18 protein-coding genes and 1 tRNA gene are annotated in these 12,331 nt (G+C 59.1%); 5 read left to right on the plus strand and 14 right to left on the minus strand.

Annotated features, from left to right (window positions below; genetic code table 11):
- Window positions 1-2 precede the first annotated feature (2 nt).
- The 7 genes from VSP_RS27975 to VSP_RS43260 all read right to left on the minus strand — a co-directional run bounded on the left by VSP_RS27975 (window position 3) and on the right by VSP_RS43260 (window position 2,504).
- A complete protein-coding gene (locus VSP_RS27975; protein WP_009964898.1) occupies window positions 3-275 on the minus strand; it encodes a hypothetical protein in 273 nt (90 codons plus the stop codon).
- Complete coding sequence (locus VSP_RS27980) at window positions 272-589, minus strand: hypothetical protein (RefSeq protein WP_009964899.1); 318 nt, start codon at window positions 587-589, stop codon at window positions 272-274. Before VSP_RS27980 ends, VSP_RS27975 begins: the two co-directional genes overlap by 4 nt.
- A 72-nt stretch (window positions 590-661) precedes the next feature.
- The gene (locus VSP_RS27985) at window positions 662-1,225 is read right to left on the minus strand and encodes a Panacea domain-containing protein (protein ID WP_009964900.1); all 564 of its coding nucleotides are present in this window, start codon (window positions 1,223-1,225) and stop codon (window positions 662-664) included.
- 2 nt (window positions 1,226-1,227) lie between these two features.
- Window positions 1,228-1,374 (minus strand): hypothetical protein, encoded by a 147-nt coding sequence (locus VSP_RS42710; RefSeq protein WP_009964901.1) that lies wholly within the window; start codon window positions 1,372-1,374, stop codon window positions 1,228-1,230.
- Between the two features lie 32 nt (window positions 1,375-1,406).
- Window positions 1,407-1,739, minus strand: coding sequence for a hypothetical protein (locus tag VSP_RS27995; protein WP_009964903.1), 333 nt, complete (start codon window positions 1,737-1,739; stop codon window positions 1,407-1,409).
- Window positions 1,740-1,810: 71 nt separating this feature from the next.
- The gene (locus tag VSP_RS28000) at window positions 1,811-2,101 is read right to left on the minus strand and encodes a hypothetical protein (RefSeq protein ID WP_156346342.1); all 291 of its coding nucleotides are present in this window, start codon (window positions 2,099-2,101) and stop codon (window positions 1,811-1,813) included.
- Window positions 2,102-2,294: 193 nt separating this feature from the next.
- A complete protein-coding gene (locus VSP_RS43260) occupies window positions 2,295-2,504 on the minus strand; it encodes a hypothetical protein (protein WP_009964905.1) in 210 nt (69 codons plus the stop codon).
- A gap of 65 nt (window positions 2,505-2,569) precedes the next feature.
- Here VSP_RS43260 and VSP_RS37725 point away from each other — a divergent pair, with 65 nt between their 5' ends.
- From VSP_RS37725 to VSP_RS28025, 4 genes are all read left to right on the plus strand, one after another.
- Window positions 2,570-2,872: a helix-turn-helix domain-containing protein gene (locus VSP_RS37725; protein WP_009964906.1), complete on the plus strand. Its 303-nt coding sequence runs from the start codon at window positions 2,570-2,572 to the stop codon at window positions 2,870-2,872.
- A gap of 112 nt (window positions 2,873-2,984) precedes the next feature.
- On the plus strand, window positions 2,985-3,302 hold the full coding sequence (locus VSP_RS28015) for a hypothetical protein (protein WP_009964908.1): 318 nt from the start codon (window positions 2,985-2,987) through the stop codon (window positions 3,300-3,302).
- Between the two features lie 63 nt (window positions 3,303-3,365).
- Window positions 3,366-3,764 (plus strand): hypothetical protein, encoded by a 399-nt coding sequence (locus VSP_RS28020; RefSeq protein ID WP_009964909.1) that lies wholly within the window; start codon window positions 3,366-3,368, stop codon window positions 3,762-3,764.
- 481 nt (window positions 3,765-4,245) lie between these two features.
- Complete coding sequence (locus tag VSP_RS28025; RefSeq protein WP_029190822.1) at window positions 4,246-4,458, plus strand: hypothetical protein; 213 nt, start codon at window positions 4,246-4,248, stop codon at window positions 4,456-4,458.
- 449 nt (window positions 4,459-4,907) lie between these two features.
- On the opposite strand, the gene VSP_RS28035 is transcribed toward VSP_RS28025, so the two are convergent.
- A complete protein-coding gene (locus VSP_RS28035) occupies window positions 4,908-5,111 on the minus strand; it encodes a hypothetical protein (RefSeq protein ID WP_009964912.1) in 204 nt (67 codons plus the stop codon).
- Window positions 5,108-5,680: a hypothetical protein gene (locus VSP_RS28040; protein ID WP_198141246.1), complete on the minus strand. Its 573-nt coding sequence runs from the start codon at window positions 5,678-5,680 to the stop codon at window positions 5,108-5,110. The genes VSP_RS28035 and VSP_RS28040 overlap by 4 nt, the downstream gene beginning before the upstream one ends.
- Before the next feature lie 596 nt (window positions 5,681-6,276).
- On the opposite strand from VSP_RS28040, the gene VSP_RS28045 reads away from it, so the two are divergent.
- The gene (locus tag VSP_RS28045; protein ID WP_009964915.1) at window positions 6,277-6,867 is read left to right on the plus strand and encodes a GNAT family protein; all 591 of its coding nucleotides are present in this window, start codon (window positions 6,277-6,279) and stop codon (window positions 6,865-6,867) included.
- 118 nt (window positions 6,868-6,985) lie between these two features.
- On the opposite strand, the gene VSP_RS28050 is transcribed toward VSP_RS28045, so the two are convergent.
- The 5 genes from VSP_RS28050 to VSP_RS40595 form a co-directional block, all read right to left on the minus strand.
- Window positions 6,986-7,060, minus strand: a tRNA-Lys gene (locus tag VSP_RS28050).
- Between the two features lie 482 nt (window positions 7,061-7,542).
- Complete coding sequence (locus tag VSP_RS28060; protein ID WP_009964917.1) at window positions 7,543-7,917, minus strand: HesB/IscA family protein; 375 nt, start codon at window positions 7,915-7,917, stop codon at window positions 7,543-7,545.
- Window positions 7,918-8,078: 161 nt separating this feature from the next.
- Window positions 8,079-10,076: an ATP-dependent helicase gene (locus VSP_RS28065; protein ID WP_009964918.1), complete on the minus strand. Its 1,998-nt coding sequence runs from the start codon at window positions 10,074-10,076 to the stop codon at window positions 8,079-8,081.
- 182 nt (window positions 10,077-10,258) lie between these two features.
- On the minus strand, window positions 10,259-11,434 hold the full coding sequence (gene purN / locus VSP_RS43515) for a phosphoribosylglycinamide formyltransferase (RefSeq protein WP_009964919.1): 1,176 nt from the start codon (window positions 11,432-11,434) through the stop codon (window positions 10,259-10,261).
- A 388-nt stretch (window positions 11,435-11,822) separates the two neighbouring features.
- Window positions 11,823-12,269 carry a hypothetical protein gene (locus VSP_RS40595; RefSeq protein ID WP_009964920.1) on the minus strand — a complete coding sequence of 149 codons (447 nt, stop codon included), beginning with the start codon at window positions 12,267-12,269 and terminating at the stop codon, window positions 11,823-11,825.
- Between the last annotated feature and the right edge of the window lie 62 nt (window positions 12,270-12,331).

Genomic DNA, 12,331 nt, shown 5'->3' on the forward strand with positions numbered 1-12,331 from the left:
GGTCAGAGGGCTTTGGCTTCGATGAGTTGCACCCAGTGCGCCTGCACTGCGCCGTTAAGGGTTTCGCAGAGGGCTTTCGCCTCGCGGTAGCGTTGTAAGTACTCGCTGGGGTCGTCGGTCGGCACACCGTTCATCGCGGCCACAGGCCCCAGAGCGAGATCCGCATGCCACTCGCCCGGACCAGCAAGGTACTCGTGAGCAGCATCGAGGGTCGCACCGCTCAGATGCGGGAGATCCCGCAGAGCCTCAAGGGTTCGGGTTTCAGGAAAGTTCATTCGGATGAGGTGTCTTGTGGTTGTTTCTCCCAGTTCCCGGCCAGAATGTCCTGTATGAGGTGGCCGAAGGTCTTGTAGTGCCTGCCGCGCAGGGAGAGCACCGCATAGGCCCAGCCCGAAACCACCGCGGCGGTTTGTCCGCCCGGGAACTCCTTGTACTTCACCACCGGGCGCAACTTCTTGGGCTTGCGCTTCCACTCCCCAGAGGTGAAGGCATCAAAGAACCGCTTGGCACTCGGCTTCTCCTGATACGTGTAGCCATTGCTGACGACAAACGCCCGGAACGCTGACCCCAGTGCTTTGGGATAGCTCATGCAAACATCGTTGCTCATAGCGGCATCTGGCCGTCACTCTCCGGCCTGTCGCACCTGTCCCGTAGGTGCCACTTACTCAGCCGCTCGAACGGGCCCGGCATTCGCCTCCATCATCCGCTGGCGCACGTGCCAGAAGTCATGATCCTCAGCGCAGGTGGCATCATCACAGCGCTCCCGCTTTTCCGCGATCGCCGCCGCGTACTTCTGCAGGAGCTGGCGGATGCCCTCGCACTCCTCCGCATCGAAGGCCGGGTGCCGCCGATCCTTCCGGCTACGCACCACCGTCCCGATGAAATAATCCATCGCCTCCACCTCGTCGCCAGTCAGGATCGCAGCGTCCGTCTCCTCCGTATGACGCTCGTCCGCCCAAAGGAGCTTTTGGAATGGTGCAGAGATCTGCTGCTCCGCAAGCTGCAAGGCCGCATCCAGATGCGCCCACTTCGCCATTTCGTTGTGACGCGTCGCCGCACGCAGGCAGAGCTCCGCCTCAAGCAGGCGCTGGGTCTCGAGCTCCAGGCGCGCATTCGGCACGAGGCAGGCGGGCAGCTCCGGGATGAAGGGAGGATTCGCCAGGGTGATCTGCGCAGCCTTGATAGACGGCTGCGGTTCCGGGGTGTCGAGGATCTGGATACACATAGTCAGAAAAGGCAAAGGATGGCGATGATGATGAGGGAGACGAGGTAAGCGGCGGCGGCGACCGGGACACAGCCCGCAGGCTCGTCGCCGCGGTGGGGTGCGCGATCCGCGTCGCGGAGGGGGATGCGTCGATTGAGGTTCGCGGACATAGCCCGGTCTTTGAGGGTGAATTTTCAGAGCTCTACCCGGCGCAGTACCGGGCCCTGCAGCGGTTGTTGTGCTCCTGCGCGGCAGAGGGCTCTTTGCGAAGCGTTCCGAGGGATGCCTTGGCGCGGGGAACATTGCTTTTCCGTGCGTGATCCCGGGCCAGATGGGTCAGCCGGATGAGCATGGACTTGTCGATGATCACGTCTGGAATGCGGATAAAATTGGTTCCTCGAACTTTCAAATTTCGACTATTCCCCTGTTCCACGGAGCGGGGCATCCCACGGCCGCCCAGGCTCCCTGCGCTGCCCGCACACTTCACACGACCAGGGTGCGAGAGGTGGACGGGCTGACTGGGGCTGAAAGTCATTGGCCGGAAGGTGGAGGATGGCATGGACTGCCTCCCAGGCGGAGGCCACAAGGTAGGCGACAGGATCTTGCTCAGACTGCATGATTGGCATGGGTTGCGGTGGCAGGCGGAATCGCCCATATCTCCACGAGGCGCACCGTCGTACGGGCAGTTCCCACATTGACGAAACGGGGCTGCCGTTCCGGCGCTTTGTGTTTGAGGTCGCTGAGCATAGCCACAGCCTCCTGGCCGCGGTCCCAGCGTCGCACGTCAAAGGCACGCGTGACGGATACCATCCCCAACCGCTCGGCCTCCGTCCGGTCCAGAGTTTCCCGTAGAGGGGCAGCCAGCAGAGCCTGGTGTTGCCGACGTTGTGCACGCATCGTCATAGACATGGGAGGAGAGAGAGTGTGAGAGGTTGAGAGTCAGCAGGCCCGGCCACGGACCTCACGTCTTTTTTGCTTGAGCGCCTTGATGTCCGGGAGTGACCAGCGGGTGCTGCGCTCATCTGCTCTGCCATGGCAGCGGCCCAGGCGCGGCAGAACCCGGGGCAACCGTCGATGCGGATGGCGGAACTCATCGGGATTTGCCCCCCCTTCGTTTGAGCACTTTGATCCCTGCTTGGAGTGCTTTCACAATGGCGTGGTCAAGCGAAGGGTAGCCTTTGGCGATTTCGCTGAGGTTTCCCAGGTCATCGGCCGACAACGCGTTTGCCATGCGCACGCGGAGGATCACTTCCGCGACGGGTGGCTCAAGCGTGGTGGAATGCATATTGGATCCGATCATAGTCGTATAAAATACGATCTCAAGAAAAAGTTGTATATTATACGAGTCTCTAGTATGAAAGTCGTATGGACGCGAAGCAGTTAAAAGACTGGCGGAAAGCCAAAGGCTGGAGTCAAGCCGACACCGCAAAACACTTCCAGGTCTCCATCCACGCCGTGCAGTCTTGGGAACAGGGCAAAAATCCCATTCCCCCGCAAATCGAGCGCCTGATTCTCGCGGAAGTGGACTTGAAAGTACCCCTTAGCATGATTTCTGAGATCCATCAGATTGCGACCGACAACGGCGTTTCTTTCGATGAGGCCGTGAAACTAATCTTGGGCTCCGGCCTCAAGTCTCTCCGAAGTACCACCCATGCGAAAAATTCTTAAACTGTTCATGCGAACAGTTTGCCATTGGAGCGATTGGGTGCAATGTTTTGTCGGTAACACCGGGTATTACCGGGTGTTACCCAGTAGCACCGACATTCAACACACCTAAAATATGGCTTCCAAGACTCGCTCCACGAAACTCCCTCCTGACCTCGCCGACGCCGCTGAACTCCGCGCCCGGGCTCTTGGCTATGCCTCGTGGAACGCCTACATCAAGGGCCTCATTCGTTACGACCTGCTGGTTCAAGGAGACCATCTCCTTTCCCTGCCCTGGTCCCACCAGCCCCCCGATGCGCAGGACGAGATCGACGCGCACCTGCTCAAGCTCACCCGCCGCGGCAAGGGCGAACGCGGCCAGCTTCTCGAGCACATCCTCGAGCGGGTCAAAGATCCTGCAAAGGTCATTGTCGCCCTGAAAGACGCTGCCTGATGTCCAGTTCCCGGCAAACCGTCAGGCCGTCCGACCGTCCGAGTGGGCAGTGTATCGCTGCCCGTGCGTCCGCACGGGGACGGCTGGCGGTCTGCGTGGAAAGACGACAAGGGCGGGTGGAAGCAAGTCACGCGGAAGGTCAAGAGTGAACTCCTCGAACTCGCACACGAAAAGGCCCGCAAGGTCCACAACGGATCCGCGAGTACGGATTTCACCCCCGATCAGATCGCACTGCTCAAGCGCGTGCTGAAGCTCGGCATCACGCACGCTGAACTCGACGGCCGGAAGGCCATGCGGAAGGCTGTCATCACCAGCCCTACCCTTGGCGAGACTATCGCCGCCATGATCAAGGCGAAGAGCGGTGCCGCGGGCGGCCGTCGGCGTTCACGACACGCTGGAGAGCCGCCTCTCCACGCTGCCCCAAGACAAGAAGATCGCCGAGGTGGTGCCAGCCGACATTGAAGCGTGGTTGGACGCCGTCCGGGCCCGCAAACTAAAACAGCGCTCCCTCCCGAACCTCCGGGCGTCCGCGGTGACACCTCATCCGGTGGGCCCAAGGCAAGGAGCTCCTGCCCCAGTGCGGGAAGACGGCTCCGGAGCAGACGGAGTACATCGAAGAAGGACGCGTCAGGAAGGAAGTGGTGATCTACACCCCCGAGGAGGCTGGCGCATCTCATCGCCGTCACGCGCTCCCTCCCAGGTGGATCCGCCTCCATGGCCCCGCTGGTCGTCATGGGAGCCTTCGCCGACCTCCGGACCGGGGAGATGGCCCCCCTGTCCGACACCAAGGAAGAAGGCGCACAGGGGGGAAAACGTCGACCGCGGCCGCGACATCATCCGCGTCCCGTCCCACGTCGCCAAGACCGGCGACGGCCGCCTGCTCCCCCTCCAGCCAAATTTAAAGGCCTGGCTCGAAGAGCTGGCAGCTCCCAAGTCAGGCCCGATGATGTCCGTGGAATTCCCCGCGGCGATGAAGTGGCTCCGGAAGCTACACCCGGGCCCGTGGAAGAAGAACGCCTGCGCCAACTCCTACGACACCTGCCGCACCGCCCAGACGCAGGACATGCCACGTGTGGCCCTGAAAATGGGCAACAGCGTGGTAATGATCAAGAAGCACTCCTTCGAGGCGAAGAGTCGGACGGGGGGAGGGGTTTAGCGCCAATGCCAGAAGTCTACTCTGATGGAGAAGAAATTTGGGGGGGAGGGGCCTCCACCCCGGGGAGCGCCCTAGTTGGCTTCAAGTCACTCGCGAAGTTTTTAACTGGGAGGGTAACGCAATCAAAACCCGCAAGTGAAGTCACTTGGCTGACAAAAGCTCGAAGATAGGGGTAAGCGATCGCTGGAGCATTCGCTTTAGCGAAATGACTTATTTTGAAATCCTCCGTGATCGCTTCCTCTGTCTCAAAGAATGCCATGTACTTTAGCAGCATGACTCCCTCAGGCTTAAGGCATTGCTCAAGATTAAACGCGACTACAAACAAGGTCGGGCGCTCGTCCAAAAAAACTGGCGCATAACGTAGTTTTTCTACAAATGTGTCCGGCGCTGGATCGTGCCGGATCTCGAGTTCACGCACCCGAGTCTGAGTGAGCCTGAAAACCATCGGCCTACGCTGCTAGTGCGAGTTGATGACAGTACTGTGGCTCAAACTCCCACTGGCCCTCAAAAAGAGGCATCGGATCTTCAGGCCAGAAATCATCCATAGGAGCTTCCAACTCGAAACCAGCTTCTTCAAGGGCGCTGACAAGTTCAAGCTTCGTCATAGAAGCCAGCTTGGCGTCCAATTCAGCGGTGAACTCTTCGATTGTCATGACTGTGGTACGGTGAGAGGAGGGGGAATGGGGCCCGTTTTAACGATCAGAATACTGCTTTTGTCAATGCATGTTTCGGGCCTAAGCACTGCAATAATACGGACGTTTGGAATGGTGGATCTAATATTATATACGCGTTCGACTTCAAATCTCGCGTTGCAATCGTTGATCACCACATCGAAGCCCAGCTGCTTTGAGAGAAACTTAATAATTTTATTATCTTCATTTTCGCCTTTTTTTAAGCTAACCTCAGCCCTGATTTTTTCGCGGGTAACATTAAGCGCCTTTTTTCCATTCTCCGTTGTAACGTCAAACGGCTTCCGCGCCCTTATGCGGACTTTGATCACCGCAAATTCGCTATATTGAATCGATGCCCTCCTGGATTGAGTAATGGCCCACTTTTCAGCCGAAGTTGCGCCATCTGAAATCGCATCACCGTAGAAGTACGCACCGGGGCCATACCAGAGATCCTTTCCATCTCGGACTTCAAACCCGTTTTCCAGGATGCTCGCAGAGTGTCTCGCATCAGTTCCATGGTACCCGTCGACTTCCATACTGAACTTGCCCAACCGCAGATTGTGGTTACACAAGCGGACAGCCCCGATAGCAGGCAGTACGGCCAAAATTGTGTTCTGGAGCAATCAATCGAATGAGCATAGGGCTCATTCTTATCCCACACCATCATGTCATGACAACAAAAAAGTCGCATCGTGGCGACTTGTTGTCCAAATCGCTCAGTTGACTGAGACGTCAAATCCACCTGAAGCTCTTTGCAAAGTTTGCAATCAGTTGCAAATTATCGAATCTCCTCGAAGTCGCATTCGCAACTCGTTGAGAATGTTTAGGGGGTGCCGATTCTCGGCTAACCGAGGAAGCCAAAAAAACGCATCCAGAATAGTCAGCGCCAGAAAGTGGCATCAACCTCAATTTGAAGTTTCAACGCATTGTCTTGAGCGCGGGTCAAAGAGTGTACTGGTGCGCGAAAAGTTGCAGGATGTGCAATTAGCAGTTGCTAACCTGTATTTAAGGATACCATAAGCGCCGACAGCCATGGCTTCTGAAATCTCACCAACTCCGATCCTCTCTGGCGAGGATGCAGCCCGGTTCTTGAGCCGGTTGGAGCGTCGTGACGGGCCAGCTTTCGCTCCTACGCCAAAATTGGCAAATGCAATCCGCCTTATCCGAGACCGAAGGGCCGCGGCTATTCGCCGTCAGAGATCCTGCGACCGGGTTTGCGCTGCAAAAGTGTAGTCATCTGCCCTTTTGCAGTTTCGATTGCGGTGATGCGGACCTTAACGAGTGGTTCCGCCAGGATGTGGTTGCGTCGACAGCTCGATTGATGACGCAAACGTATGCCCTTTTCCACGAAGGCGATACAGAAACGCTGGCGCTCGTCAGCGTGTGCAATGACGCCGTGCGCTTGGAGGATCTGCGAGACAACATAAGCATCCCCGAGGGGAAGCGTCATGACTGGCCAGCGGTGAAGATCGCTCGACTCGGAGTGTTGCGAGAGCTGCAACGGAACAACCTTGGCAGCCACGCAATAAACCTGCTGAAGCGCATGTTTATCACCGAAAATAGGACGGGATGCAGAATCATGACAGTCGACGCTTACAACAAGCGAGACGTGATCAAATTCTACAGCCGGAACGGGTTTGAGCTCCTGGTTGATCGAGACCAGGGCAATCCCACCCGAGCAATGTGGTTCGACCTTTTCAAGGTGGTCGAGGAGATGGCAATTCCCCAGTTGGCGTAGCAAGAAACCTCGCCCAGTTCCGATGTGCACTTGAGTTCAAAACTCAGGAAGGAGATTTGCAACAATTTGCAAAGTCATCGGAACTTTTCGGACTCACATTCATAACTCGTTGAGAATGTGGTGGGTTCGGTGGGGGTCGAACCCACGACCAAGAGATTAAGAGTCTCCTGCTCTACCACTGAGCTACAAACCCAATTATTTTCCAGTGGGTGGGGAGTATGCTTTGAGTTTGAAGGAATGCAAGCAGAATGTGCAACTCATTGTGAACGAAGTGGTGGGAGACGCGTTGGGGAGGCGCGGGAGGTCCATCCGGCACCTCCCGGACTGGCCCTGCCAAACCACCGCCCCCTTTTCCGCAGCAGGGTTGGAGTACCACTTTCAAGCGGAATCAGGAGGCGCGTGGCCCTTGAAGCTGCCTACGCGAAAAGTGTTCGGCCACCTTGGGGTGGCTTGGGTGTCCTCGGGAATGAATGGAAGCCATGGGACGTGCGGGAAGTGATTCCGCTTAAAAGCGGTACTCCAACCCCGGTGCGAACTTTTTACAGACACCAATGCTCACATCGCCCTGCTGATGCCTTAGCAGCAACCGCCTGCCTCACCGATCCCGCCCCACTCCCGACCTCAGGTCTTGTGTCTTGTGTCTTCCAGTCTCGTGTCTCCCGCGCAGCGGGCTCCCTACGCCGCAAAACTCTCGCCGCACGAGCAGGTCACCACGGCGTTCGGGTTCTTCACCTTGAACCCACCGCTCTGGAGGTCATCGCTGTAGTCCAACTCACTGCCGGAGACGAACAAGGCGCTCTTGGGATCGATCACCACGCGCACGTCACTGGAGATCACCATGATGTCCCGATGGGCTGGCCCATCCACCAGGTCCATCTTGTACTGCAACCCCGAGCAGCCCCCGCCCACCACCGCGATGCGCAGCGCCCCGTGCTCGGCGCGACCCTGCTTCTTCAACAGCCCCAGCAGCCTGTCCGAAGCATTCGGCAGGATCTTGATCAGCTTTTCGTTGCCAATCTTGTAGGTGGGGGCAGGGGCGGGCGCGGTCATGGAAGGCGGGGACACAAGGTACAGTAACTTGGATACGCTGGGAGGGGAGGGAGAAGTGAAAAGTGGCAAGTAAAAAGTGAAAGGTCGGGCTTCGAACTGCCTTCGTGGCCTCCGGCAGCCTCTCTACTTTTCACTTTTCACTTTCAACTTTTTACTTTCCCCTAACTCATCTGCCGCCGCAGCGATGCAAAGAAATCCGCCGCATCCTCCGCAGACAGATCCTCCTTCATATAGGCCGCGTGGTCGAAGACCTCCACGTGCTTCTTGTCCAGCTCCTTGAGGAAACTGCTGGGCATGCACGTCTGCTTCTGGCCCCACTTCATGCGATAGCGGCAGTGGCTGAGCGTGAGGCGACGCATGGCGCGGGTGATGCCCACGTAGAAAAGGCGGCGTTCCTCGTCCTTGGTGCCCTCTTCAATGGAGCGCTTGTGCGGCAGAATGCCCTCCTCCAGACCCGGCAGCCACACGATGGGGAACTCCAGCCCCTTGGACGCATGCATGGTGATCAGGCACACGCCGGTCTTCTTCGTGATGTCGTCCTTTTCCTCACGATCATCATTGAGGCTGGTCTCATCCAGGAAGTCCTGCAGGCTGCCTTTGTTGTCCCGTTCATCGAACCACGTGAGGGACTGCTTGAGCATCTTCAGGCCGATCTCCCAGTTCTCCACATCGGTGGGCGTCTTCGCCAGCTTGGCCAGGTAGTCGCGATACCCCACCTCCACGATGAGCTTCTCCGCCAGCGGGGCCAGCTCCACCATCGGCTGGGCGGCATGCGCCTTGAAAAGATCGATGAAATCGATGAAATTACCCACCAGCATCTGCATGCGTTGGGTGAGGAGCGCCTGAAAAGCAGGATCCTTCAGTGCGGTGTAGATGCTGGTCTTCTTCGCGATCGAGTGATCCCGCGCCAGATCCGCCGTGCTGGTGCCAATGCCACGCGTGGGCGTATTCAGGATGCGCAGCAGGCTCACGTCGTCATCCGGGTTCGCCATCACGTGCAGATACGCCAGGATGTCCTTCACCTCCCGACGGTCGAAGAAGCTGCGCGCGCCCACAATGCGGTACGGGATCTTCTTCTTGCGGAACTCACTCTCCAGGATGCGGCTCTGGTCATTGGTGCGGAAGAGCACCGCCATGTCGTCAAACTTGTCGCCCTTGCGATTCGCCTCCAGCATCTCATCGCAGATGAGCTCCGCCTCCTCCTTGTCATCCTCCGCGAGGACCAGACGCACCGGCTGCGAGCCAGGGTTCTGGCTCCACAGGCTCTTCGGACGACGGCCCACGTTGTTCTTGATCAGGCTGTTCGCCGTGTGCAGGATCGGGGTGGTACTGCGGTAGTTCTCCTCCAGCTTGATGACCTTCGCCCCGGGGAAGAAGGACTCGAACTCGTTGATGTTCGTGATGTCCGCCCCGCGCCATCCGTAGATGGACTGGTCGTCATCGCCCACCACGCAGATGTTGTAGGGCTTGGCCACCAGGGCCCGCAGCAGACGCATCTGCAGCGTGTTGGTATCCTGGAACTCATCCACCATGGCATAGCGCAACTTCTGCTGCACTTGCTTGCGCACGTCCTCATGCTCCTCCAGCAGCTCCACCGCCTTCAGCAGCAAGTCGTCAAAGTCCATCGCGTTCAAGGCGCGCAGCTCATCCGTGTAGAGCTGTAGCAGCGCGGCATCCAGGCTCTGGGCCGCATCTCCCAGACTGATGCCGTAGTTCTTGGCCTTGCTGATACGGCTCAACGCCACGTTCGCATCCAGGGACTCCTCCTTCGTCATGAGGCGCGCCAGGATCTTCTTCACCAGACTGATCTGCTCGCTCTGGCTGTAGATGCTGAAGTTCGTCTTGTAGCCAATCGCCTCCGCATGCACGCGCAGCAGCTTCATGCAGAACGCGTGGAACGTGCCCAGCGTGATGTCCTTGCCCTTCGCCGGGCCGAGCATGTCCTTCACACGCTCGCGCATTTCATTGGCCGCCTTGTTCGTGAAGGTTACGGAGAGGATGTTCGATGGCGAAATGCCCTCATCCACCATGTGCGCGATGCGCATGGTCACCGTACGCGTCTTGCCCGTGCCCGCACCCGCCAGGATCAGCACCGGGCCGTGAATCGTCTTCACGGCTTCACGTTGCGGCAGGTTGAGCTGGTCAAAGGCGAAGGACATGGGCGGAGAAGTCGGGGGAAATGGGGGGCGCGAAGAATGGGCAGCAGGCTGAAAACTTCAAATGCCAAAGTTCAAACTTCAACCATCAAACTCAAAAGAGAACGCTCGATCCGCGCCATTCCGCATTCCGCATTCCGCATTCCGCATTCCGCATTCCTAATTCCTAATTCCTAATTTACCTCTCACCCCGTTGGCAGGCCGAGCTTGCGCCAGTCCGCCAGCACCTTCGGGTAGATCTCATGTTCCACGGTATGGATGCGCTCCAGCACCGCGTCTGCGGTATCGCCGATGTGAATGGGCACCTTCCCTTGCGCGAGAATGCGGCCACCATCGATCTCCGCGTTCACCAGGTGCACTGTGGCCCCCGTTTCCAGCTCCCCCTCCTCCAGCGCCTGCACCCAGGCCTCCTTGCCCTTGTACTTGGGCAGGAGAGAGGGGTGCACATTGACAATGCGGTCTGCGAACTCCGAGAGCAGCGGGTCTTTCAACACCCGCATGAAGCCCGCCAGCACCACCACCTGCACGTCATGGCGCTTCAGGTGATCGCAAATCTCCTTCTGCGCACTGGCTGGCAGCTTCCAGCCTGCGCCCCCGGCATCCACATGGATCGTGCTCAGCCCAGCCTCCCGCGCCTTGCGGAGAATGCGCGAGTCCGCTTGGTCAGAGATCACCACCCGGATGTCCGCCTCCAGGTGCCCCTCCGCCACCGCGCGATGGATCGCCTCGAAATTGCTCCCGTGGCCCGAACCCAGGATGCCAATGCGCAATGGGCCGGAGTCCTGGGTGGCGGCCCCTCCAGCTCTCTTGCCCGCGGGCGCGGCTGGGCTCTGCGCCCCCTGAGCCTGCCCCTGCTCCCCGGCCTTCACCCGTTTCAGCGTCGCCGTAGTGGAGCGTCCCGGCACCAGCGGCAGGATCTTGATCTCCGCCCCCACCTGGTCCAGCGCCGCCTTTTCCTCCGGATTCAGCGTCTCCACCGTGTAGTCGCCCCCTTTGGCGTACACATGCGGGGCAATGGCCTCGATCAGCTTCGTCACCCGCGGCTCTTCGAACTTCACCACCGCGTTCACGCACTCCAGCGCCATCAGGATCTCTGCGCGGTCCTCCTCCGTATTCACCGGGCGGGTCGGCCCCTTCAGTTCCCGCACGGAGGCGTCCGAGTTCAACGCCACCACCAGGGCATCCCCCAGCGCCCGCGCCTGGCGCAGGTAGCGCACATGCCCCGCATGCAGCAGGTCGAAGCACCCGTTCGTGAACACCAGCTTCTGCCCAAGTGCCTCAAGCTGAGCCCGGAACTCCCGCACCTGGTCCACAGTGCACAGCCAGGTTTCGGGTTCGAAGTCTTGCAAGGGATCAGTCATGGGCGGCAGTGGCTACAGGGGGTCTGGGTGGGGTGCGAGGTGGGAAAAAGGGGCGACATACTGCCGCAGGATGGGGCGAGTTCAAGTCTCGGTAAATCGGTGGGGCGGTGATCCGGTAATTCAGTAAACCGGTGATTCGTCGGCAGGGAGGCGGCATCGCGAGCCCTGAGCTCAGGTCTTGTGTCTCCCGCGCAGCACCCCCAAAGGCAGACATCTGAAGCTTGAACGACGAACCGCTTCCAGGTTATTGGAAACGCACCGGATCTCCCGGAAATCTCGCCATGCATTGGATGCCGTCAGCCGCGAGGCTGACGCACTGAAGTGCTGGACTACTTTGCCTGCTGCGGCTGCCCCTTCTCCATCACGCCTCCACCGCCCTGCCCACACTTCAAGGTTCAATGAAACCACCGCTCCACCGCTCCACCGCTCCACCGCTCCACCGCTCCACCGCTCCACCGCTCCACCGCTCCACCGCTCCACCGCTCCACCGCTCCACCGCTCCACCGCTCCACCGCTCCACCGCTCCACCACTCCACCACTCCACCACTCCACCACTCCACCACTCCACCACTCCACCACTCCACCACTCCACCACTCCACCACTCCACCACTCCACCACTCCACCACTCCACCACTCCACCACTCCACCACTCCACCACTCCACCACTCCACCACTCCACCACTCCACCGCTCCACCGCTCCACCGCTCCACCACTCCACCACTCCACCACTCCACCACTCCACCACTCCACCACTCCACCACTCCACCACCCCACGCCCCATTCACCCACCCGACGGAACAACTTTTGCTTGCACCGGCCACTTTAGTCACCATAGTTATTACGCCAAGTCATAGTCGCAAATCCTCATCAATACCAGCCTGCGTGCTGGAGAATC

It is taken from the genome of Verrucomicrobium spinosum DSM 4136 = JCM 18804 (assembly GCF_000172155.1).
GTDB classification, from domain to species: domain Bacteria; phylum Verrucomicrobiota; class Verrucomicrobiia; order Verrucomicrobiales; family Verrucomicrobiaceae; genus Verrucomicrobium; species Verrucomicrobium spinosum.

Coding starts and splice junctions, on each gene's coding strand:
- VSP_RS28025 (WP_029190822.1), top strand. CDS start 4,246: ATGATGTCCGTGGAATTCCCCGCGGCGATGAAGTGGCTCCGGAAGCTA.
- VSP_RS40595 (WP_009964920.1), bottom strand. CDS start 12,269: ATGGTGACTAAAGTGGCCGGTGCAAGCAAAAGTTGTTCCGTCGGGTGG.
- VSP_RS27975 (WP_009964898.1), bottom strand. CDS start 275: ATGAACTTTCCTGAAACCCGAACCCTTGAGGCTCTGCGGGATCTCCCG.
- VSP_RS28045 (WP_009964915.1), top strand. CDS start 6,277: ATGCAATCCGCCTTATCCGAGACCGAAGGGCCGCGGCTATTCGCCGTC.
- VSP_RS28065 (WP_009964918.1), bottom strand. CDS start 10,076: ATGTCCTTCGCCTTTGACCAGCTCAACCTGCCGCAACGTGAAGCCGTG.
- VSP_RS28000 (WP_156346342.1), bottom strand. CDS start 2,101: ATGCGTGCACAACGTCGGCAACACCAGGCTCTGCTGGCTGCCCCTCTA.
- VSP_RS27980 (WP_009964899.1), bottom strand. CDS start 589: ATGAGCTATCCCAAAGCACTGGGGTCAGCGTTCCGGGCGTTTGTCGTC.
- VSP_RS28060 (WP_009964917.1), bottom strand. CDS start 7,917: ATGACCGCGCCCGCCCCTGCCCCCACCTACAAGATTGGCAACGAAAAG.
- purN (WP_009964919.1), bottom strand. CDS start 11,434: ATGACTGATCCCTTGCAAGACTTCGAACCCGAAACCTGGCTGTGCACT.
- VSP_RS27995 (WP_009964903.1), bottom strand. CDS start 1,739: ATGACTTTCAGCCCCAGTCAGCCCGTCCACCTCTCGCACCCTGGTCGT.
- VSP_RS42710 (WP_009964901.1), bottom strand. CDS start 1,374: ATGTCCGCGAACCTCAATCGACGCATCCCCCTCCGCGACGCGGATCGC.
- VSP_RS27985 (WP_009964900.1), bottom strand. CDS start 1,225: ATGTGTATCCAGATCCTCGACACCCCGGAACCGCAGCCGTCTATCAAG.
- VSP_RS28035 (WP_009964912.1), bottom strand. CDS start 5,111: ATGACAATCGAAGAGTTCACCGCTGAATTGGACGCCAAGCTGGCTTCT.
- VSP_RS43260 (WP_009964905.1), bottom strand. CDS start 2,504: ATGATCGGATCCAATATGCATTCCACCACGCTTGAGCCACCCGTCGCG.
- VSP_RS37725 (WP_009964906.1), top strand. CDS start 2,570: ATGGACGCGAAGCAGTTAAAAGACTGGCGGAAAGCCAAAGGCTGGAGT.
- VSP_RS28015 (WP_009964908.1), top strand. CDS start 2,985: ATGGCTTCCAAGACTCGCTCCACGAAACTCCCTCCTGACCTCGCCGAC.